This is a genomic window from Chitinophaga sp. RAB17, assembly GCF_052114225.1.
Taxonomy (GTDB): Bacteria; Bacteroidota; Bacteroidia; order Chitinophagales; family Chitinophagaceae; genus Chitinophaga.
Map to the genome: position 1 here is coordinate 182415 of NZ_JBFREI010000015.1, position 23401 is coordinate 205815.

Sequence of the window (23401 nt, forward strand, 5' to 3'; positions counted from 1 at the left end):
TTATATATTGATAGCACCCTGTCCGGTAGCAATAAGAAAAGCATCTTTTAACGCTTCTGAATAAGTAGGGTGTGCGTAACAGAGGCGTGCCATGTCTGCTGCGGTAATTTCATATTCCATGCCAACCACTGTTTGGGCAATGACGTCTGCTGCACGGGGGCCGATGATATGTACGCCCAGTACTTCTCCATACTGAGGGGATACCAGTACTTTTACGAAGCCGTCCGTATCCATCGATGCTCTGGCACGGGCGCTGGCCATATAAGGGAACCTGCCGACTTTATATACCACGCCCTGCGCTTTTAATTGCTCTTCAGTAGCGCCTGCGGCAGCTACTTCCGGCCAGGTATACACGACTGAGGGGATCAGGTCGTACTTTATATGCGGCTTTAAGCCATGAATGATTTCCGCTACAAAAGTGCCTTCATCTTCCGCCTTGTGCGCCAGCATAGGACCATCAATTACATCACCTATCGCGTATATGTTAGGCACAATGGTTTGCAGTTGTTTGTTGACGGCTATTTTGCCATTCTTTTCCGGTGTAATACCTATCGCCTGTAAATTTAAACCATCGGTATACGCCCTTCTGCCCACGGCTACCAGGCAGTAATCGGCTGTGATAGCCTGCTCCTTACCGTCCGGATCCAAAAAATTAACAGTGGCAGATGCCCCTGTATTGGAGGCAGCTTGCACTTTACTGCTCAGCAATATTTTGATGTTCAGTTTTGATAAAGTTTTAAACAGCGCTTTCCCCAGTTCTTTGTCCATGGTAGGAATCAACGAATCTGTATATTCTATAATGGTTACTTCTGTCCCGATACGCGCATATACGGAAGCCATTTCTACCCCGATCACGCCGCCGCCGATAATCACCATAGATGCTGGCCGGGCAGGCAGGGATAAGCCCTCTGTAGAGGTAATAATTCTTTGTTTGTCGATAGTTACCCCAGGTATAGAAGAAGGTTTTGAACCGGTTGCAATGACAAAGTATTGACCGGTGAGTATAGTTTCTTTATTGTCTCCCGTTACTTTCAGATGGGTGGCATCCATAAAGCTACCTACACCCTGATGTACATCGATTTTATTTTTCTTCATCAGGTACACTAAGCCTGCTGTATTTTGCTTTACCACATCACTTTTGCGCAGTATAAACTGGCTGAAGTCAAGATGAATATCACCGAGGTTGATCCCATGTGTCTTAAACTGATCCTTTGCCTGGTGATAATGTTCCGAACTGTCCAGTAATGCTTTGGCTGGTATGCAACCCACGTTGGTGCAGGTGCCGCCAAGGGTACTGTATTTTTCGACAATAGCTGTTTTATAGCCTAATTGTGCAGCGCGGATGGCAGATACATAGCCTCCCGGTCCGGATCCGATTACTATTACATCATATTGATTCTCCATAAATGTTTACTTTTTATGTTAGCCGAACAAAATTAAATAAATTATACCAATCGGTATGATTTATATGGAAAACAATATTGGCCTTTAGAAATGTTTTGATAGGCAGACCGGGTGTCATCCCGGTCCATCGCATCAGCACGGACTTCCGTCCCCAAGCCCGCGACGTTACAATTCCTACTCTGATCATCCACGGCGATCAGGATGCTTCTATTCCTTTTCATTGTGGGCAGATGTTTCATGAATTGATTACGGGCAGCATTTTTAAGCCTTATCATGGTGCGCCGCATGGACTGATAGTTACACATGTGGATCAGGTCAACAAAGACCTGCATGACGTCATCAGTACGTGCTGAATGACGACTATTTCATGGAGCATATCAGATCGATAACCAGCCTACTTTTTGGTAAGTTATTGATTAAGGGAGTGATCCGGTCTACCTTCATCTCCATAAAATATTTATCATCATATGAAAACATTACTGACGATTACCATTTTCTTTATCCAGTTATCATGTACGAATGCTTTTGCACAAACCAGTCCATCAAAAGTCTCCGACAAAAATTATTCAACAGAAATTATCCGGTACAATGTGCCGGCAACAGAACGGAGTAATTTTGAAAAAGCATACCAGGACGCCGGGCAATATCTGCAGGCATCTCCCTATTGCCTGGGCTACCAGGTTATTCATGGCAATGAAGAACCCAATCATTATATCGTGATCATTCACTGGACTTCTCAGCAGGACCATTTGCAGTTATTCAGAAAAGAAAAGGGCTTCTTCGCTTTTTTTAACCTGGTAAAACCTTTCTATAATAACATAGAAGAAATGAAACATTATGATCTTACACCCAACAAATGGACAAGAGGATAAACTGTTTCATAGCCTTTGCAGCTGCCTTCTGTATTGAATGAAATAATATACCAGCGGTGTCAGAAACGATAATAGCATCACCGCAAATAACCTCATTTCCTGCTGTTCAAAAATAGATACTCCTATAAGGATGCCTACTATCATGGGCAGCAGGAAAAATGAGAGCAGAGACAGGAATGTATTTGTTCTCACTACTGTAAGTTTATTGAAGAAAATAGTGAACGTTGAAAGCGCCATGCAGACTGCGCAAAACACAATTATGATATGCCCCAGACCATACAGCTCCATCTTCCTGTCCGCGATTTCCACTATTTCCAGCCACAATAATGAAACAACACTGCAGCTGATCATCGTGGATAAGACAGTCCTTAATACAATTCCCTTTAAACCAGGTTTTTCCATAGTTGTTTGGCAGATTAAACAGTAACGAATATACGCTTGACTGCTGAATGAGAGCAGTACTAATTGTCCCTGCAATTAATATTATTTTATTGTTTTAGATAAAAAAATATTATCTTAATATCGAAATTACGTTAACTTATACAATCGATTGAAATTCCTATTTCTAAATTAGCCCGTAGACCAAAATTTCTGAACTGTAATTTGAATTAAAACCCTTCAAAACAAATGCTATGATTAAGCGCTACACTGTACTGGCGGCGGGATTGCTATGTCTCGGCGGTAACCTCGTACAAGCTCAAAACAAGCCTTACCCACAGGCTATCAATTACCCCAATTGTATTAAACCTAATAATGTTACACAGGCAGCCATGAACGCCAGTGTAAGCAGTTATTATGACTATTGGAAATCCAAGTATCTGAAAAACAACCTGAGTTCCCTGCCAGGTGGTTATTATGTAAAAGGCGACATTACGGGTGGCGCTGATGGCTATACGCCACTTGGTTCTTCAGAAGGACAGGGATATGGCATGGTCATCACCGTATTAATGGCAGGCTACGACCCCAATGCCCACGCTATTTATGACGGGCTATTTAAAACAGCACGGGCTTATCGCAGTTCCGAAAACAATAACCTCATGGGTTGGGTGGTAGCCGATAACGCCACCGCACAGGGACATTTTGATTCTGCTACAGACGGCGACGTAGATATCGCCTATTCGCTCATCCTGGCCCACTATCAATGGGGGTCCGGTGGTACTATCAACTACCTGAATGAAGCGAAGAAAATGATTAACAATGGTCTTAAAGTAAGTAACGTTACTACCAACAACCGCCTCAATCTCGGTGACTGGGATACCAAGAGCGCGCTGAACACACGGCCATCAGACTGGATGATGAGCCATATGCGTGCTTTTTACCAGGAAACAAATGACGCTACCTGGTTGAATGTAATCAATAATCTGTATACTGTATTCACCCAATTCAGTAACGCTTATTCTCCCACCACTGGCCTGATTTCAGACTTTGTAGTGAAGAATCCGCCGGAACCCGCTCCAAGAAACTACCTGGACGAATTCCCCGAAACAAATGAGTATAACTATAATGCCTGTCGCGTGCCGCTGCGTATTGTGATGGACTATGCATTATATGGCTCCACAGATGCATTGGCAATTTCCAATAAAATGGTAACCTGGATTAAGTCGAAAACTGGTGGCAATCCTGCCAGTATTATAGACGGCTATAAGTTGAACGGAGGCAATACCGGATCAAATGCAGAAGCAGTATTTGTTGCTCCTTTTGTGGCCGCATCTGTTACCAGCAGCAACAACCAGGCTTTCCTGAATAGTGGCTGGAACTGGATGAAAACCGCTAAGTCGGGCTATTACAGCGACTCTTACAGTCTCTTGTGTCAGCTGTTTATTTCCGGCAACTGGTGGAAACCGGAAGCAGGAACGCCGGGCAACCAGGCACCTGCGGTATCCATTACCAGTCCGGCTAACAACGCCACCTTTACCAGTCCGGCTAATATCACCATCACCGCTACTGCCTCAGATAATGATGGAACGGTGAGCAAGGTGGAATTCTTTAATGGCAGCAGTAAGCTGGGAGAAAGTCTGACTTCCCCTTATAGCTTTGCCTGGAATGGCGTTACTACAGGTACTTATACCATTACTGCCAAAGCAACTGATAACGCTAACGCCGTGACTACCTCACAAGCGGTGAATGTTTCTGTAGGGTCAGCTCCTGCCTGTGTGCCAGCTACCGCCAGCAGTGATGATGGCAATGTGGCCGCCAATGTATTGGATAATAACCTCAGCACCCGCTGGTCGGCCAGTGGTGACGGGCAATGGATTCAACTATGTTTGGCCAACAGCGTCAGCGTAACCGGAGTGGAAATTGCTTTTTATAATGGCAATACCCGGAAAGCAAAGTTTGATATACAGCTGAGCAGCAATGGCAGCAGCTGGACTACCGCAGCAAGTAACCTGGAAAGCAGTGGCAGCTCTACTGCGCTGGAAACATTTAACATCACGGCAGCTACGGCTAAGTATGTACGAATTCTTGGTCATGGCAACAACGTGAATGCCTGGAACAGTTACACAGAAGTAAAAGTGAAAACAGCTACATCCGGCGCCAGGATGGCAGCAGCAGCGAATGACAAAGAAGGTACGCCTGAATTGAGACCACTGCAGATAAAAGTTTATCCTAACCCTGTTGTACATACGGCTACCATTACTTTCAATGTGAAAGAAGCCGGATTCGCCAACCTGGGCGTGTATGATGCATCAGGTAAACGGGTAGCACAGCTCATCAACGAGCAAATACCAGCAGGTACACAGAAGACTACTTTCAATGGTGGAGGTATTCCGGGCGGTGTGTATATATTAAGATTGGTACACAACGGAAAGGTAACGACTACTAAACTGGTAAAAGAATAAGCAGCTATAATAAAAACGCCTTGTAATGGAACTACCATTACAAGGCGTTTTTTATTAAGGCCATTAATAATAGATATCAGGGAAGTTTAACAGCTATTTTGCTTAACAATTGTGGTGTGTTCATGACACTGTAGTCGTACTGATAAATCCCGTCTTTAGCGCTAACCAGCAGGCGGTGCTGGTTTTCAAAAGGGATTACATCAAAAGTTTCCACTCCTTCCACCAGTTTGGTAGTAACAATATGATTAACATCCGCAGCATCCAGGAAGCGAAGACCATAAGTCCCTTCACATATGAAAAGTTTCCCGTGATCGATACCTAAACCGAATGGATTTTTCATGTCAACACTACTCAGTTTTACCGGGCTATCCACATTGCTGATATCAAATACCTGTAACTGGTTAATATTACCTCCGCAGTTGGTACCACTTCTGATGGTAACATATGCTTTATTTCCTTCCACTACTACCGGGTCACAGGCCCTGAAATGCGTCACGGCAGAACGTTTTTGGGGTATGGCCGGATTGGTGATATCGTAAATATACATGGCATTGCGGCTGCCAATGAACAGGTATTGGCCATAGGGGAAAATGGTTTCAATGCCGGAGTTGATTGTCTGTGAGTGCTTGAGTACAGGGTTGGCTGTTTCCGCAAGACTAAATGCTCTTAACTCTGTCCAGTTAACGGTATAAAGGTAGTCTTTGAGAATGGTGAAACGGGCCATAGACCCGCCTTTACCTGTGCCTGTGGCCTGACTGCTATATGCCTGGGAAGCAGCGGGACTGGAAAAGAGGAGCTTATCCCCGGCAAATTCTTTGGTGCAGTCATAAGTATAGGTGGTATCCCTGGCTGTATAACCTACTACCATACTGTCTGAATATTGCTTCCAGCCGAGTAGCATGCCACTGGCATCTACGGGGTAAATCATTACGCCAGGCAACCGCTTTATAAACGAAACATGACGGGGATCGCTGATATCGAATACGGTGAGGTCCGAATAACTATCGGCATAAAGAACGTTGCCCTTTATGGCTATATCTACATTCCCCATCACTTTCACAAAAGCAATATTCTGCGGAGAGGCTGGTTTGCTATTGTCTATAATGTGGATGCCTTCATAAGGCTCACTCACAAAAATATATTGATCTTTAACATAGATCTTGCCCGTCCTGTTAATCTCTCTGGGGCCGCCGGATGTGGCGGATGCCCAATAGTCTTTGATCGACATCAGGACCGGCGTGTATACTTTTGTAAATACGGTTTTGCTGCACTTATCCTTTACACATCCACTCAGGGCCCATACCGTAACCGCCATGAGGGAGAACTTGAACAAAGTAGAAATATGCATAAGGGGAGGGGGTTTTTCCTTTAAACGGAAACTGCAGAACAAAAGTTACAGCATTTGCCCACCGGTCGATGGCTTGATAATTTCATTGTTTCCCGGCAGCGGCGGTTGTAGGACGCGTCCTCCGTTAATCGTCTTTTTTTCATTTTTTTGAAATGATTGAAATGTACAAAACATGGCATTCAAACTACCAATGGTTTCTTCGCCGGCAATTTAGTTTTGCTGTAGAAAATCAATCATGAGGCCCACCATCAACATTCAATCAACAAATAAAAAATGAAGAAGACAATTGCATTATCAATTCCGGGTATGCTGGCTATCGGCCTGCTGGCCTCCTGTTCGCAGGGGCAGCAGGCTGGTGCGGCTTACGATCCATCTCCCGGAGAATATCCGGTATATACTCTTCAAACAGGTACTGCCATTATCAGATCAGTATATCCTGCATCGCTGGAAGGACAACAAAACATTGAAATACGACCCAAGGTGGATGGCTATATACAACAGATTTTTGTAGACGAAGGCTCGCCGGTAAAAAAAGGGCAGCTACTGTTTAAAATCCACGCCCCGCAATATGAGCAGGAAATGCTTGCGGCTACAGCGGCTATCAAAAGTGCTACAGCAGAAGTAAGTGCTGCGCGCCTGCAGGTAAGCAATCTGTTACCGCTCGTTAAAAAAGAAATTGTGACGAATACTGCGCTCGAAGCGGCAACCTATAACCTGCAGGCAAAAGAAGCCGTGCTGGCGCAGGCCAGAGCAGGTTTGGTGAATGCGCAAACCAATATTGGCTATACTACTATTCTTAGTCCGGTGACAGGAATTATGGGCGCTATTCCCAATAAAACCGGCAGCCTGGTAAGCTCCTTATCACCGGTTCCATTGACAACGGTTTCTGATACCAGGAACATGTACGCTTACTTTTCTTTTGATGAAAAACAATTTCTCGAATTTTTTGCAAAATATCCTGGTGCTACGGTGGAAGAAAAATTGAATCATCTTCCTCCGGTAACACTGGTACTTACAGATGGTACCACGTATGGGGAGAAAGGGCATGTGGAAACGGTCAATGGCATGATCGATAAAAAAACAGGATCGGTTAGTTTCAGGGCCACCTTTGCTAATCCTTCCGGCATGCTCCGGAGTGGCGGCAGTGCCACCCTGCAAATCCCATTTCAGCTACCGGCGGCATTACTGTTACCTCAAAAAGCCACTTTCGAAATGCAGGGTAAGAAACTGGTGTTTGTTGTTGATGAAAAAAACAGGGTGAGATGTGAGGAAGTAAAGGTGATGGACCTGGCTGCAGGTAACAATTACATTGTACAAAGCGGCGTCCATGCCGGTGACCGCGTGGTAACGGATGGAATGGACCAGCTCAGGGACAGTATGCTCATTAAACCAGGATCTTCTACTATTAAATAAGCGGCATGTTAAAGAAATTTATTGAAAAACCGGTACTCTCTACGGTGATCTCGGTCATCATCGTCATCCTGGGATTGCTGGGATTATATGCGCTTCCTATTTCACAATATCCGGAAATAGCACCACCTACTGTAGAAGTCAAAACGGCTTTTCAGGGCGCCAATGCAGATGTGGTCATGAACAGTGTAATTGTTCCGTTGGAGGAACAGATCAACGGCGTGGAAAATATGGCCTACATGACTTCCACGGCAGGGAATGATGGCAGTGCGGTGATCACTGTTTATTTCAAACTGGGGACTGATCCTGACCTGGCGGCCATCAATGTGCAGAATCGTGTAACCAAAGCCACCAGCTTGTTGCCGGCAGATGTGATCCGTTCGGGAGTAACCACCAGCAAAAAACAAAGCAGCCTTGTGTATATTTTTGAGATTTATAGTAAGAACAAGGCATACGATCAGAATTTTTTGCAGAACTATGTCAGTATTAACCTGATGCCACAACTCAAAAGGGTGAATGGTATTGGTGACGCATTCATATATGGGGCGCAGGATTATGCAATGCGGATCTGGCTCAAACCGGATGCTATGGCGGCTCATGGCCTGATGCCGCAGGATGTTATTGCCAAGTTGGCGCAACAGAATATTGAAGCAGCGCCGGGTAAATTCGGAGAAAATGGTCTCCAGGCATTTCAATATGTGATCAAGTATAAAGGGCGATTGAAAACCGCTGCAGAATTTGATAATATCATCCTCCTCGCGTCCGACAAGGGCGGCCTGATACGGCTGAAAGACATTGCCCGCGTAGAAATGGGCGCTTTAAGTTATGCCAGCACCTCAAAGGTGGATGGATACGATTGTACAGCGATTGCCATCACGCAATCTGCCGGTTCCAATGCACATGATCTGATTCAGCAATGTGAGAAGATACTAAAAGAAAGCGCGAAAGATTTTCCGGAAGGAATATATTATGCACCGTTCCTGAATGCCAACGAATTTTTAGACGCATCTATCGAAAAGGTGATTCGTACATTGGTGGAAGCATTCATCCTCGTTTTTATCGTTGTATTTATTTTCCTGCAGGATTTCCGCTCCACATTGATTCCGGCCATATCTGTTCCGGTGGCCATTATCGGCACCTTCTTTTTCCTTCATCTTTTTGGTTTTACGATCAACCTGTTAACCTTATTTGCCTTGGTACTGGGTATTGGTATTGTGGTAGACGATGCCATTGTGGTGGTGGAAGCGGTGCATGCCAAGTTGGATCAGGGAGCTACATCGGCTAAGAAAGCAACGATGCATGCCATGCGGGAAATCAGTGGGGCTATTGTATCCATAACACTCGTGATGGCGGCCGTGTTTGTACCGGTTTCTTTCATCAATGGCGCTGCTGGGGTATTCTATAGGCAATTTGGATTAACACTGGCGATTGCTATCATTATTTCCGCCATCAATGCGTTGACGCTCAGCCCTGCTTTGTGTGCTATTTTTCTTCAGCCACATGCATCCGGTGAACTGCTGCAGAAAGGGGTGTTACGGCGTTTTTACGCTGGTTTTAATACTGCCTTTACTACTATGACGGGAAAGTACAAACAGTCGGTTTATTGGCTGATCAGGCGTAAATGGTTAGTGATTCCTATTATAGGGATCTTTGCAGGGACTTGCTGGTTGCTCGTGAAGACGACTCCCACAGGCTTTGTGCCCAATGAAGACGGAGGCGCTATTTTCGCGGATATTATACTGCCGCCATCCGCCTCGCTGGAACGTACTACCGCTTTAGCTGACCAGGTAGACAGCATTGCCCGCAGTATTCCTGAAGTAGCATCTTCTGTACGACTGGCAGGGCAGGATTTGATCAGTGGCCCCGGAGGTTCTTATGCGGCGCTTTTCATTCGTTTGAAACCCTGGGCGGCACGCAGTCATAAAGGACAGGATGTGAACAGTATTGTAGGCCAGCTTTTTGGCAGAACGGCACATATCAAGGGTGCGAGAATTATCTTCTTTGCATCCCCTACATTAATGGGTTTTGGCAATACGAATGGTTTTGAGTTATCCCTGCAGGATCGCTCTGCAGGTGACCTTAATCAGTTTGGAGGCGCGGTATACCGGTTCCTGGGTGCGTTGAATCAGCGGCCGGAAATTTTATATGCCACCACCTCTTTTAATAACAGTTTTCCTCAGTATGAGCTGGAAGTGAATGTGGCCAAATGCGAAGAGGCCGGCGTGGATGTCAGTACGGTATTAACAACAATGCAGGGGTATTACGGCGGTATTTATGCTTCGGACTTTAACCGTTTTGGTAAACAATACCGGGTGATGGTGCAGGCGGAAGCGTTGTACAGGGCTACGCCAGAAAGTATTCATCAGATCATGGTACGGAACGTGGCTGGTAAAATGGCGCCTATAGCTGAATTTGTTACGCTTAAGCGGGTGTATGGTTCGGAGTTTATTAACCGCTTCAACCTGTTTACTGCTGCCGGTATCACTGGTGTACCTAAGCCGGGTTATAGTTCCGGAGATGCCATCAAAGCCATACAGGAGGTGGCGGCACAAACACTGCCTAAACAATATACGTACGAATTTTCCGGTTTGAGTAAAGAAGAAATCGCGAGCGGTAATCAAACGGTATTGATCTTTTTGCTATGCCTGGTGTTTGTGTATTTCCTGCTGAGCGCACAGTATGAGAGTTATGTACTTCCCTTTGCGGTATTACTGTCGCTGCCTATTGGGCTTGCCGGTGCTTTCTTATTTGCCTGGTTGTTCGGTGTAGATAATAACATCTTTTTGCAGATTAGTCTGGTGATGCTGATTGGGTTGCTGGCCAAGAATGCGATTCTGATTGTTGAATTTGCGCTGTTGCATCGCCGCAGCGGAGAAGAGATGATCCAGGCAGCAGTGGCTGGTGCGGGAGCAAGATTAAGACCTATCCTGATGACCTCCTTTGCTTTTATTTTTGGGCTGATGCCACTGATGTTGGCCACCGGTGCAGGGGCCGTGAGTAATCGTTCCATCGGCACGGCTGCCATTGGAGGCATGCTGACGGGAACGATCTTCGGCATCTTCGTAGTGCCGGTGCTCTTTATTTTATTTCAAACATTGCAGGAGCGCATAAGCGGCGTCACTCCAAGGCCTCCTGCTTCCCCGCGTGACGCACACCATAAATTTATTCAAGCATGAGTAACAGGAAAGCAACATATACCGGTATCGTGATCATTGTATTCACCGTACTATCCTGCCAGGTAACGAAGCCATATCAACAGCCGGCGGCCGCTAATGATCCCAAAGACCTGTTCCGTGACAAGGCGGATGCCGACAGCAATAGTATGGCCCGGATACCCTGGCAAACTTATTTTAATGATACCACGCTGCGGGCCTTGATTGCAGCCGGATTGAAAAATAACCTGGATCTTAAAGTGGCGATGGAACGAATGATGATAGCCCGTGCGGAACTGCAAAAAGGTAAGGCCGCCTTTTTGCCTGCCGTCAATGCTACTGCCGGTGTACGTCCATCTAAAATAGCTTATACCCAGGGCTTTGGATTTGTTACCAATGCTACGCAGTATGATCTGGGCCTGAATGCCTCCTGGGAGGCGGATATCTGGGGTAAACTACGCAGTGCCAAACGGATGGCTGTTGCCGGGTTATTGCAAAGCGAAGCGGCTAAAAGGGCCGTGCAGGCCCAGCTGATAGCCGACATAGCGGGTAACTACTACCAGCTGCTGGCGTTGGATGATCAATTGGACATCCTTCAAAAAACGGCCATTAACCGCAGCGATGATGTTGCTACGATGAAAGCATTGCAGGCGTCGAATATCGTTAATGGGGCGGCTGTTGTGCAGAGCCAGGCTAACTATTATGGAGCGGAAGTAGCTATTCCGGGAGTGAAAAAAAGGATCCGCGAAACGGAGAATGCGCTCAGTGTGTTGCTGGGGAGGAACCCCGCCGCCATCGTCCGCAGTACCCTGGCCTCGCTGCAGTTGCCGACGGGTATGAGTACGGGTATACCGGCGCAACTGCTGGCCAACCGTCCTGATGTAGCGCAGGCGGAACTGGCTTTCAGGGCAGCTTTTGAAAATACCAATGTAGCACGGACTTATTTTTATCCTGCATTGAGTCTGACTGCCGCCGGAGGCTTTTCCAGCTTTGACCTGGCCGGCTTCTTTACGAACATCAACCTGTTTGGTAATATTGCCGCCGGCATTTTGCAACCGGTATATAACAAAGGTATTAACAAAGCCCGGCTAAAAACAGCGGAGGCACAGCAACGGATAGCGCTGTATAATTTTCAGCAATCCCTGCTGGTGGCAGGGCGTGAAGTATCTGATGCGTTGTACGCTTACCAGGTAGTGGAAGACCGGAAAGCCAACCGGCAACGACAAATCCGGGCATTGGAAACAGCGGTTGATTTTACTAAAACCTTATTGAAATACAGCACCACTACCAATTACACCGATGTACTGACTACTGAACAAAACCTGTTGTCCGCTCAGCTTGACCATGTCAATGACCAGGTAGAACAGTGGATGGCCGTGATCAGTCTTTACCATGCCCTGGGAGGAGGTTGGCAATAATATTTAGTAATTTAAAGCCCGGTAGCTTAAATTGAACGACCACATGAAACATAAAAAACTGCAACGTGAAATCAAAACACTGGCTCCCGAAGTCTTTAAGAAATTGCATATTATTTCGGAGACAGTTGATTTGAGTAAAAGCATGGGATGGGATGATTTTTTTATTCATGACCTCAGTTCCAAAGAATTGCAGTTAAAATATCCGCTGCCTCCACACCGGAAAATCGTCAACGATCTTATTTATATTCACAAGGGGGCTACCGTGCGGAAGTCGAATACGGACCTCCTTGTTTCGGAAGCCAATATGCTGACAATCGTCCCTGCACTCACCATTACTGAAACATTAAGTATGGATGAACAGGCAGAAGGCTATTATCTTCATTTCTCTGATAAATTTATCATGAGTAGTGGTTTGGGGGTAAAAGACCTGGTCCGGTTAAAATCTACCTGGCCGGCGTTGTTGAGTTTAGATAACGCCCATGCAAAAATCATCTATCGGATGCTGCAGCGCATAGCGTATTTGTATCAGAAAAAGAAGCAGGATGATTTAATTAGATTGTACCTGCTGACACTTTTCAAGGAGATTGAAATGTATAGTCTGCAAAACAGCACGGTGCTAAAAAACAAACCTGATATCACCGTGGAGAAGTTTAAAACTTTAGTATCCAAAAATTTATATGAACATAGAAGTGTGACCTATTATGCGTCTTTATTACATATTACACCGAATCACCTGAATAAATTAATCAAGAAAAACACAGGGATGCCTGCTATCTCATTAATTAACCAGATGATTATTTTAGAGATAAAAGTACTCTTGCTGCAAACCGATTTATCGGTGAGCGAAATAGCTTTCGGAATGAATTTTAGTGACGTATCTTACTTTAGTAAGTTTTTTTCAAAGCATACCCATACCAATCCATCTGCTTTCAGGAAGATGATTGAAGCGTATAAAAGCTGATTTTTAAAATGATGTTACGATGGCACTATGTGTCGTTCTGCGTTTAAAATGTTATTTTTAAGTGATAGAAAGGAAAGTAGGTCTTTTATTGCTGAATAGCTATCTGTCAAAATACAACCCATGAAAATTAAAGCAATCATCACCGGCTCAACGGGCATGGTAGGAGAAGGGGTATTACTGGAATGCCTGCAACATCCCGATGTGGAAGCAGTCCTGGTCATCAACCGGAAGCCGGGCGGGATATCACATCCGAAGCTGCGCGAAATTATTCACTCGGATTTTTTTAACCTTGGGTCTATTGAGCCACAACTGGCGGGATATAATGCCTGCTTTTTTTGCCTGGGTATATCCTCTGTGGGTATCAGCAAAGAAGTGTACCAGCACATAACCTATGACCTTACGCTGAGCGTAGGAAAGGTGCTGGCAAAAGTTAATCCGGAGATGACCTTTTGCTATGTAACCGGTGCGGGTACTGACAGTAGCGAAAAAGGAAGTGTGGCATGGGCACGGGTGAAGGGTGCTACCGAAAATGCGTTGATGCTGTTATTCAAACGGTCGTATATGTTTCGCCCGGCGTTTATGAAAGCATCCGCAGGACAGAAGAATTTAAAATCGTACTATAAGTACTTTGCCTGGGTGTATCCCATTGGCCGCGCGCTTTATCCTGCCGGCTTCTGCACCCTGAAAGAAGTAGGACTGGCCATGATCAAGGTGGCCAGTACAGGATATCACCAACGGATTGTGAATGTGAAAGACATTGTGGAACTGGCGAAATCCTGATGCCGCCGGCCTCAAAAGTAAATATCCCGGAGACATATAACAAGCCTCCGGGATATTACGTATATACCTGGCTGTTAGTTAACTATTCCCTTCTCTCTTTTCAGTGCAAAAATTTCTTCCACCGCTTTTGGGTAACCACCTGCTGCTTTAAAGGAGTCGCTGATCTTTCGGATACCTTCAAGGTAGCCAGGATCACTTACGACTTTTTCTACCGAAGCACTTAATATTTTCGGGGTAAGCTGGTTGGCATCGAGTGAAATGGCAGCGCCTAACGCCACCGCTTTTTCAGCAAGTGCGGGCTGATCTGCTCCCAGTGGGATCGCCACAAACGGTGTATTACTGTATATTAAATCGCTGATACTATTCATGCCGGCATGCGTGATGGCCACATCGGCATAGGCTAAGACCGCTGATTGTGGTACATAATTCCTTACGATAAAATTTTCAGGAATATCATAGCCGGAAAGATCTACCTGGTAGGCGGCCATTACTACCACTACGTCCTGATCTGCAAAGCTGTTGAAGAAAATGGGGTAGAGGGCAGGGTTGTAATTGCTAAATATCGTACCCAGTGAAATGTAAATCACTTTCTTATTTTGTAAGCGTTCAAAAGGAAAATCCATGTTTTCTTTTCTCGCATAAATGGGTGGTCCTACGAATTTGAAACTGTCGTCAAAGAACTCAAGGTCAGGTGTAAAATATTTGGAAGTATACACAAGGTTGATATCTCCGGTATTGTAAATCATCTGCATAAAATTCTCCGGTAACCCCACCGAATAAATATCATGGAGCTTTTGAGAGGCCGCTGCATAAGTTTTCAGCATCCCTTCCATGCCCGGGAAGGCTTCATGCGATTGATTCATTTCTTCCAGAAAATCCCTTAAGCCGCTAAATATAGCCAAAGAAGATACCGTAGGGATTTTCAGCAGTGGTGCTATCACTTTTGTAAAAGGAAAGGCGGCAGAATGGATGAGGTAATCAAATGATATCCCTTTGATCTGATCCAGGATGTCTGCTATAATTTTATCTGCCTGCGTGAGTATTCCTATCAGTGGATCATCTGCATTATCATGGTCTTCACTGCCCATTTTAAATATATTCATATCTGCTGAGTAGGCGCGGAATTCGGCGCCAGTGGCCACTATCTTATCTTTGAATTCATCGGCCGCGAAATAGACCACCTCTTCGCCCTGGTTAACCAGCTCACTGATTAATCCCAGGGTAGGGTTAATATGTCCATGGGAAGGAATACCTAAAAAAAGCACTTTTGACATAGAGCATCTGTTAATTAGTTAGTAAGGTAGACGAACCAAATGCTTTTTTATTTTATCGGGATGATTAAAAATCATGGCAATAACAGATATAACGGGTATGCTAGCAGCTTTTTACTTTATTATACCAGCTTTCCACTTTATGTTGCAGGAGTTGTTCTACCAATATGACCGATTTTTTAAACCGTTCCTCCCAGTTACCGGTAATTTCTTCGTACGAGATGTTGTATTTATCCAGTGTATGGCGGTGTGATAAGTCGAGCAGATCTCTTTCCGCCTCACTCAAACGGGTACCATCCTGCACATAGTCTACATCGTTATTGAGATAAAGATATAGATCTGCTTTATTGGCCTGCCAGATACCCTGGTCTATCTGCAGGGTTTCTCCAAAGGTATATTCGGCATAGGATAAAGTAATATGAATATCCGTATCAATGAACAGCAAAGGACTTTCTCCTGGAGCCATCTGCCTGATGCCGGCGGCGTGTGTTGCAGCAATCAGGTATAGATCATCGGTGTTGAAATCATTGGAGTCGGCTACAATATCCCGGGCGGCTTCCATTACAGCTCCAGCATTAAAATGGGCGGCCAGCTTGCGGGTTAAAGTAGTTTTGCCGGTCGATTCTGTACCCAGCAATACTACTTTAGTCACCAGCGATGCTTTTACCGCATCAGGTAAATAGGCCCATGTATTTAATAAGTCAGCTCTCACGTTAGAGGCAGATATGGGATAAAGATTTTTTTCTATGTTAAAGGGAATATGGCGGATACCCATGAACGCGGCTACTAAATCGCCATAGGGCTCAGAGGTGACTACGATGTTATAATCCGGGAAAAGCGTTTTAAACTGCGCTGCCCATATCTCCGATACGGTAGCAGATGTTTCGGAGGTGTTGGGAAGCAACCGTTCATCGTAGGTGTAGGTCCGGATCTCTATTTGCGGGATATGCCGGAAAGTATCTTCCAACCATGATTGCCGGAGGGCGGCGGGTATCGGCTCCCGGTCGCTGCAGCAAACCAGGACCGTTAAGAAGTCACAGGCAGACAAAGCAAAGTTAATCATCGCCTCATGCCCCTTATGAAAAGGCATAAACTTTCCAAACACAAATGCTTTATTCATACACAATTTTAATCTAAAAAATTTTATCAGAAACTATATTTAAAAGCTACATATACGTTCCGTGGTGCCTGCACAAAGTATTGCCGGGTACCATCTGCTGCAACAGATCCATTGTTGTAGTACTTTGCGTTGGTGATGTTATTAACAAAGAAAGATACCATATAACGCTGAAGGGTATACTGAATTCTTGCATTTAACAACACGTATTCTTTGATGGTAGCGTTATTGGAAAAGTTAATGTAGGACTGACTTTGATACCGGCCGGCTAAGGCGAACAGCAAACGTTTATGTAGGTAGGCCACCTCCTGGTTAATGATCAGTGCCGGCGTTAAAATGGGGCGGAAAGTAGTCGTTTCTTCTTTTATCCGACTGTAGTTAAAAGAAGAATTGTTGGTAAAGCTGAATGCACTATTCAGTTGGTAGGTGGCATATAATTCCAGTCCTGTTCTGAAGCTGCGCTGTACCTTATTCGTTAGCAATAAACCATTCGGTCCCAGTTGTCCGTTTAAAACGATTTCGTCTTTGAAATTCATGTAATAACCGTTGAACTGAAGCGCCAGCCGGGAGGTATTGATACGGATACCCAGCTCATGATCTATTACAGATTCCGGGTCGCGGTTCACAATAAGTGCTTTGTTGCTGCTGTCTGCCGGCAGGTCATCATTGCCGCCGAAGATATCATTTCGCGTAGGTTCCCGCCCGGTTTTTCCAATGCTGTAGTAGATATTTGTTTGATCGTTTACAGCAAAACCCAACCCTGCCTTAGGGTTTAAAAAATGCCAGGTCATTTGTTCAAAAGGTACACTGCCTTTGTAATTAAAAGAAGAAAACCGGTATTGCAGATCTGCATACAAAGAGAAGCGATGCAGGTAATATTCTATTTTACTGAAGGTGCTTACTTCGTTTTTATAGCCATCATTTCTATACAATTCACCTGACACCTGATCTGTACCCACATGTTGCCTGGTGTAAATATTACCATGTATGCCTGTCGTCCATTTGAAGTGGTCGTATGCCAGGGTGTAGTTACTGAAGAAGCCGGAAAAATGAGAGCGGAATCCGTAATGGAATAAATTATTATCTGAAGGCACCCCGATAAAATTATTTACATCGAAATCATAGCCACCTTTCAGGAAGGTATAATAAAGACTGGAAGTAAGGGTACCGTGGGCAGATGCTTGCCATACATTTTGCAGTTGCACCAGCCCCTGGAAAAACTCATCTTTTTCCGCTTTGGTGTTGGCGTTTGTTTTCCGGTCTTTTGTAATCAGGGAATCTGCTACCGGGAGCCAGGCCATGCCATTTTGCTGATGCCCGGCCATTACATTCATCTTCCACGTACTTTTATGGTAGAACAATCCACCGCTGATAAAAACGGACTGGGAATTATTGAAAGCATGATTTTTATAGCCGTCTGTATATACCTGTGATGCTCTTACATATAATGCGTTTCTGTTTTTGACACCGCTTTTATATTCTCCGAAAACCCGGAAGCTATTGTAGGAGCCGTAGCCAACGCCCAGTGTGGCGCCGGCAGCATCGCTTAAGTCCGATGAAAACAACTGCATACTGCCTGCATAACTGGCGGCGCCGTTTTTAGAGGTGCCCACGCCACGCTGGATCTGCAGTCTGCTGACAGAATTCAATATGTCAGGATAATTGGAAAAATAGGCGCCCTGGTCTTCCGGTTCATTCAGCGGCATGCCATCCAGGGTGGTATTGACCCTGGTTTGGTCCATTCCACGTAAACGGTAGTACGAATATCCCTGCTGATTCCCGGCATCTGAATACACGGTAATAGCCGGTGTTTCAGATAAAAGGAAAGAAGGTTCCTGCCCGGTATTTTTCCCGCGCAAAACTTTCATGTCTATGTTCTGATAGGTGACAGGCGTGGTTTTATTAGCCCGGTAATTGATGACTACTTCTTCCAGATGCTGGCTGCTATCTTTTTTCTGTGTGAATGAATCCTGCGCATGGGCCAACAAACTAAACAACAGGGATACAACGGTAGCTGATAAATATCGCTTCATGATTTGTGTACTGAAATTCCCTGGTTATAGACCACACGACTATACGTAATTGACAAAAAATAGCAATGGTGGCCTGTTAGACAGGGAAACTATAATTAGTGTAATAATTACACAAATATATCAACTTATTCCAGCAATTGATTAACACGTTTGTGTTAGATTGCCTGCTATTGGTCTGGCAGGGTGAAACTTAAATAAACCCAATAAAGGACTATAAAAGCAACATCAAATATTTATCTTTATAGCTTTCTTCATCAAATACGAACATGGACATGAATAAGAAATGTATTATCGCTGGTCTGGTATGCTGTATGGGCCTGGGGTTGGTGAATACTACCCGGGTGATGGGACAGGTGTCAGCTATCAAGACGGAAACGGTGAATGGTGGATCGCTGATTGGACGCTGGGATATCAAAGTCAATGAAAATGGCGCAGACAAGCCTTCCTGGCTGGAAGTGGAGCTTTCCGGCTTCAGTACGCTGGTAGGTCGTTTTGTAAGCACCGGTGGAAGCGCCCGACCTATTTCCAAAGTAAACTTCGATAATGGCAAGTTCAGCTTCGCAATTCCGCCACAATGGGAAAGAGAAGACCACGACCTGACATTGGAAGGAAACGTAACGGCCAGCGGCATCAGTGGTACTATACATACCAGCGGTGGACAGTCTTACTCATTTACCGGCGTAAAAGCGCCTGATATGAAACGCACTGGTGCACCAGTATGGGGCAAGTCAGTGAAATTATTCAATGGGAAAGACCTGAGTGGCTGGAAGGCAGCAGGAGAGAACCAGTGGATCGTAAAAGATGGCATCCTGAGCAGCCCGCATTCAGGTGCCAACCTGATCTCTGAACAAAAGTTTAAAGATTTTAAACTGCATGTAGAATTCCGGTATCAGAAAGGCAGCAATAGCGGTGTTTACCTGAGAGGCCGTTACGAAACACAGATCATCGATAATCCTAAGACAGATCGTCCCAACAGCCATCTGTTTGGTGGTGTATATGGTTTCCTTGTGCCTAATGAAATGGCAGTTGGTGCTCCCGGTGAATGGCAGACTTTCGATATTACCCTGGTAGGCCGCCTGGTAACAGTAATTGCCAACGGTAAAAATATCATCTGCAACCAGGAAATTCCCGGCATCACCGGCGGTGCACTGGATAGCAACGAAGACGAACCAGGACCTGTTTATTTCCAGGGCGACCATGGACCTATTGAGTTCAGAAACATCACCATTACCCCCGCTAAATAAACGGAACTTACAAGCCGTCATCTTACTATAAAAAAATAAAAAACGTGATATGCTTCTCCGGAAGATATCACGTTTTTTATTTTGTATGGAATTGGAAAATATTCATTTGAAATAGTAGCTTTAAGAAATTCGCGTACAACATTTTGTTCCCTTATGAAAAACACCATCTGCCAGCGTACCCGCCAAGGCATGTTGCCTGCCATCGTTACTGCTTTACTGCTTACCACTACCACCTCACTGCAGGCACAACAACAACAATGGATATCGTTATCTGCAAAAGGTAAACTGGTATACGATACAACTGCTCATGGAGATAAAATAATGGATTTCTCGTACGCCGGCTACAAAGGAGGAGGGGTGAAGATTCCGGAAGTGCCGGTGAAAATTTCCCTGCAACCTGTTGCCGGAGATAATTCCACCGCCATTCAAACGGCGATAGATCAGGTAGCAGCGCTGCCACTGGTCAATGGCTGGAGAGGCGCCGTATTACTGGCACCAGGCACCTACAATTGTGATAAAACGATTACGATACAAACCAGCGGTGTGGTATTGACAGGCAGCGGCCATAAAGAAAATGGAACGCTGCTGCAGTTAACAGGTGCGCCGCATGTAGGTGTGGTCATTAAAGGTAAGCCGGTATATGTTTCCTCCGGTCCTGTAGCTACTGTTTCAGACGCGTATGTACCAGCAGGAGCTATGCAACTGCATGTTAGTAACCCTGCTGTTTTCCATGCCGGTGATACTATTCGTATATCCAAACCCGTTACACCACAATGGGTGAAGTTTATGGGCATGGATGACCTGGTTCGTGATGGTAAAAGTCAGACCTGGATCAATGGTGAGATCACCACAGACCGGATCGTGCAGCAGGTAAAAGGAAATACCCTGTTACTGGATGTACCACTGACAGATAGTTACGATGCCACGTATACATCGCCGCAAGGTACTACGATAAATAAGATTAGTAGTAGCGGAGAAATCAGGGATTGCGGGATATCCAATTTCAGGATGATTTCTCCCACACAAGCAGGTACTATTAATGACCGGCATCACCAGGCATTTTTTATCAGTGGTATTACAGATGCATGGGCAACTGATATCGATATCTACAATACGGTGAACAGTGTAAGTGTGACTGGTAAACGGGTAACGCTGGATCGCATCAATATCTATCATGACACGGTGACGGTAGGTGCTGCGAAGCCGGCAGACATTAATGCCAGCGGTCCGCAGTTGTTGGTGAGGCGTTGTCATATTATCGGTAGCAATGTTTTTTATATCGCTACCGGCGCAAAAGCGACCGGACCTATTGTGATAATGGATTGCCGGTTTGAAGGTGGGGGCTGGATTCAACCCCATCAACGCTGGGCAACAGGTATGTTGGTAGACAATTGTGAAGTACCTGGTGGTGGTATCGAATTTATGAACCGTGGTGAAATGGGATCAGGTCATGGCTGGTCTATTGGCTGGGCAGTTGCCTGGAATTGTATGGCGAAATCTTTTCTTAATCAGCAACCTCCGGGCGCTATGAACTGGATGATAGGTTGCACCGGTGATCGCCGCCAGGAAGGCCGGCCTTTTGAAAGAACAGTTGTATTGCCGGAAGGAATTTATGTTTCACACAGTACGCCCGTTAAACCACATAGTTTGTACCTGCAGCAATTGCAGGAGCGTTTAGGAAAAAAAGCAGTGGAGAATATTGAATAACTATAGTGTGTTTTCAAAGTATATCATCCATCACTTTACATTCCCCTACTGTTATATCACATCACCGGTCCGGAAAAAATATTTTTCTGGTCAAATTATATTTGTATTATTGTGATAACCAAAATCTGTACAACGTTTAGTAACCTAATCACAAAAATTTAGCGGAAGTGTTGAGCGCACATATGAGAGCACTATGAGCAATGCCGTAGCTGGCAATTAACCTTTTATTGCTGTTAACTGAATGACAACAGTTGTTGTCGTGGGCTGTCTGTAGTTCCGCGCAGGAAATGACATGTATTAATTCTCATACCATTTTTTCTAACCTAAACAAAACCCGCACATGAAAAAGAACATGTTAGTTGCCATGGCCATGCTGATTGCCATCGCCTTTGTTGCCTGTAAAAAATCTGCTGATGCCCCCGCAGAACCACAAACAGCACGTACAGAACAAGCCCAGAAAGTTTACTCTTACATTATCGGCCTGGGATTTTTTGCGCACACGATCGTTGAGCATCCTAACGAATTTATTGTAGAGGAAGATATTATCTTCCCAAAAAACATGAAGGTACCTGATGGCAAGGTTAGCACTGAACAGTATTATACCGGCAGTCTTGTTTCCGCCACCAATGTCACCAACATTCGCCTGAAGATTGATCCTTCGATGACTTCTATGACATCAGAAATCAATTCTGCCATCGCCCAGTGGAACAGTGTTTCCGGCTGTACTATTCACTGGACCGTAACTACCGGTACTTCCGATGTGCTGATCACCGATTTTAACCTTGGCAGCGGCATTTGTGGTCAGGGTACTTTCCCATCCGGCGGAGTAGCAGGTAATCTTATCCGCATCAACAAAGCTTACATTGCGGGTAACAGCTTCGCGCAGCGTGCACGCACCATCTGCCATGAGATGGGCCACAACGTATCATTCAGACACACTAACTGGTCTGCTATCGGCGAATCAAGCGCTACTCCTGTTCCAGGTGTAGGTGGCACAGATGCGTCATCTATCATGAACGGTGGCCAGTGCGGAAGCGGTGCTACTGTATTGTCTACAAAAGACAAACAGGCAGCCGTTGCACTTTATCATTAATTTTAACAGAGGTAGTGTTTAAATGACAAGCGTTTCACTGTAATAGTGAAACGCTTGTTCTTATTTTTTTTAAAAGATGTATAACCGGTTATGCCGCCTTTGCATTTTTTAGCTGTGCGGAAGTAATCACCGCTGGCTTCAGCTTAATGATACCTACAAAGTTCAGCAGTTTCATTACCTGGTAACTCGGATCAAACTCATACCATTTCTTGGCGAAGTTAGGACTGTCTTTAAATTTGTGGTGGTTGTTCTGAAACAGTTCTCCCATCAGTATAATACCCCATGGAGAAGTATTCCTGGAATGGTCGCCATTTTTAAAGTTCTGGTAACCGTATTTGTGACCGCACCAGTTAACGATAGCACCCTGTACTGGTCCCATCAGGAAATGGACAGGTAATAACAAATAGAGATACCACATACCGGCAGGAACAAATACTGCGTAGAAAGCAATATATACGGCTATCCAGGCAAGACGGGTAATTCTGCTGTCACCGAATTTGTCCAGCGCATCCCATTCAGGTAATGGTTCGGCCATAAATTTAGGATCGATAGTGCTGGTACGGGTTACAAAACCATTGTAGATGTTGCGGGTCTGTACCATCATGCCCCAAACGTCTTTAAAGAAGTGTGGAGAATGCGGATCGTGCTCGGTATCGCTGAATTCATGGTGCATGCGGTGCATAACGCCATAAGCTCTTGGAATCAGGTATGATGAACCCTGGAAAAACCAGGTACTGAAATAAAAGAAACG

The 23401-nt window shown here is 45.1% G+C and carries 17 protein-coding genes; 10 read left to right on the plus strand and 7 right to left on the minus strand.

Annotation, left to right across the window (positions count from 1 at the left end; all coding sequences use genetic code 11):
• On the minus strand, nucleotides 1–1404 hold the full coding sequence (gene lpdA, locus AB4Z08_RS32320; protein ID WP_441577919.1) for a dihydrolipoyl dehydrogenase: 1404 nt from the start codon (nucleotides 1402–1404) through the stop codon (nucleotides 1–3).
• Nucleotides 1405–1871: 467 nt separating this feature from the next.
• Here lpdA and AB4Z08_RS32325 point away from each other — a divergent pair, with 467 nt between their 5' ends.
• On the plus strand, nucleotides 1872–2276 hold the full coding sequence (locus AB4Z08_RS32325) for an antibiotic biosynthesis monooxygenase family protein (RefSeq protein WP_441577920.1): 405 nt from the start codon (nucleotides 1872–1874) through the stop codon (nucleotides 2274–2276).
• 6 nt (nucleotides 2277–2282) lie between these two features.
• On the opposite strand, the gene AB4Z08_RS32330 is transcribed toward AB4Z08_RS32325, so the two are convergent.
• Complete coding sequence (locus AB4Z08_RS32330; RefSeq protein WP_441577921.1) at nucleotides 2283–2678, minus strand: hypothetical protein; 396 nt, start codon at nucleotides 2676–2678, stop codon at nucleotides 2283–2285.
• Between the two features lie 230 nt (nucleotides 2679–2908).
• Between AB4Z08_RS32330 and AB4Z08_RS32335 the strand changes: the two genes are divergently transcribed.
• Nucleotides 2909–5116: a glycosyl hydrolase family 8 gene (locus AB4Z08_RS32335; protein WP_441577922.1), complete on the plus strand. Its 2208-nt coding sequence runs from the start codon at nucleotides 2909–2911 to the stop codon at nucleotides 5114–5116.
• A gap of 76 nt (nucleotides 5117–5192) precedes the next feature.
• On the opposite strand, the gene AB4Z08_RS32340 is transcribed toward AB4Z08_RS32335, so the two are convergent.
• Nucleotides 5193–6464, minus strand: coding sequence for an LVIVD repeat-containing protein (locus AB4Z08_RS32340; RefSeq protein ID WP_441577923.1), 1272 nt, complete (start codon nucleotides 6462–6464; stop codon nucleotides 5193–5195).
• A 273-nt stretch (nucleotides 6465–6737) separates the two neighbouring features.
• On the opposite strand from AB4Z08_RS32340, the gene AB4Z08_RS32345 reads away from it, so the two are divergent.
• The 5 genes from AB4Z08_RS32345 (at nucleotide 6738) to AB4Z08_RS32365 (ending at nucleotide 14185) form a co-directional block, all read left to right on the plus strand.
• Nucleotides 6738–7877: an efflux RND transporter periplasmic adaptor subunit gene (locus AB4Z08_RS32345; protein ID WP_441577924.1), complete on the plus strand. Its 1140-nt coding sequence runs from the start codon at nucleotides 6738–6740 to the stop codon at nucleotides 7875–7877.
• 5 nt (nucleotides 7878–7882) lie between these two features.
• A complete protein-coding gene (locus AB4Z08_RS32350; protein ID WP_441577925.1) occupies nucleotides 7883–11050 on the plus strand; it encodes an efflux RND transporter permease subunit in 3168 nt (1055 codons plus the stop codon).
• Entirely contained in the window at nucleotides 11047–12444 is a 1398-nt protein-coding gene (locus AB4Z08_RS32355; protein ID WP_441577926.1) for an efflux transporter outer membrane subunit, read from the plus strand. The genes AB4Z08_RS32350 and AB4Z08_RS32355 overlap by 4 nt, the downstream gene beginning before the upstream one ends.
• Nucleotides 12445–12487: 43 nt before the next feature.
• Nucleotides 12488–13405: a helix-turn-helix domain-containing protein gene (locus tag AB4Z08_RS32360; protein ID WP_441577927.1), complete on the plus strand. Its 918-nt coding sequence runs from the start codon at nucleotides 12488–12490 to the stop codon at nucleotides 13403–13405.
• 120 nt (nucleotides 13406–13525) lie between these two features.
• On the plus strand, nucleotides 13526–14185 hold the full coding sequence (locus AB4Z08_RS32365; protein WP_441577928.1) for an epimerase: 660 nt from the start codon (nucleotides 13526–13528) through the stop codon (nucleotides 14183–14185).
• Between the two features lie 74 nt (nucleotides 14186–14259).
• Here AB4Z08_RS32365 and AB4Z08_RS32370 read toward each other — a convergent pair whose 3' ends face one another.
• From AB4Z08_RS32370 to AB4Z08_RS32380, 3 genes are all read right to left on the minus strand, one after another.
• Nucleotides 14260–15459, minus strand: coding sequence for a macrolide family glycosyltransferase (locus AB4Z08_RS32370; RefSeq protein ID WP_441577929.1), 1200 nt, complete (start codon nucleotides 15457–15459; stop codon nucleotides 14260–14262).
• Nucleotides 15460–15559: 100 nt separating this feature from the next.
• Complete coding sequence (locus tag AB4Z08_RS32375) at nucleotides 15560–16576, minus strand: AAA family ATPase (RefSeq protein WP_441577930.1); 1017 nt, start codon at nucleotides 16574–16576, stop codon at nucleotides 15560–15562.
• 26 nt (nucleotides 16577–16602) lie between these two features.
• A complete protein-coding gene (locus AB4Z08_RS32380; protein WP_441577931.1) occupies nucleotides 16603–18606 on the minus strand; it encodes a TonB-dependent receptor in 2004 nt (667 codons plus the stop codon).
• A gap of 272 nt (nucleotides 18607–18878) precedes the next feature.
• Between AB4Z08_RS32380 and AB4Z08_RS32385 the strand changes: the two genes are divergently transcribed.
• The 3 genes from AB4Z08_RS32385 (at nucleotide 18879) to AB4Z08_RS32395 (ending at nucleotide 22650) form a co-directional block, all read left to right on the plus strand.
• The gene (locus AB4Z08_RS32385; protein ID WP_441577932.1) at nucleotides 18879–19850 is read left to right on the plus strand and encodes a 3-keto-disaccharide hydrolase; all 972 of its coding nucleotides are present in this window, start codon (nucleotides 18879–18881) and stop codon (nucleotides 19848–19850) included.
• Nucleotides 19851–20003: 153 nt separating this feature from the next.
• Entirely contained in the window at nucleotides 20004–21557 is a 1554-nt protein-coding gene (locus AB4Z08_RS32390; RefSeq protein ID WP_441577933.1) for a hypothetical protein, read from the plus strand.
• 340 nt (nucleotides 21558–21897) lie between these two features.
• A complete protein-coding gene (locus AB4Z08_RS32395) occupies nucleotides 21898–22650 on the plus strand; it encodes a M57 family metalloprotease (protein ID WP_441577934.1) in 753 nt (250 codons plus the stop codon).
• Nucleotides 22651–22738: 88 nt separating this feature from the next.
• Here the strand turns inward: AB4Z08_RS32395 and AB4Z08_RS32400 are convergent.
• A partial coding sequence (locus tag AB4Z08_RS32400) for a fatty acid desaturase (protein ID WP_441577935.1) occupies nucleotides 22739–23401 on the minus strand: 663 nt, incomplete at its 5' end.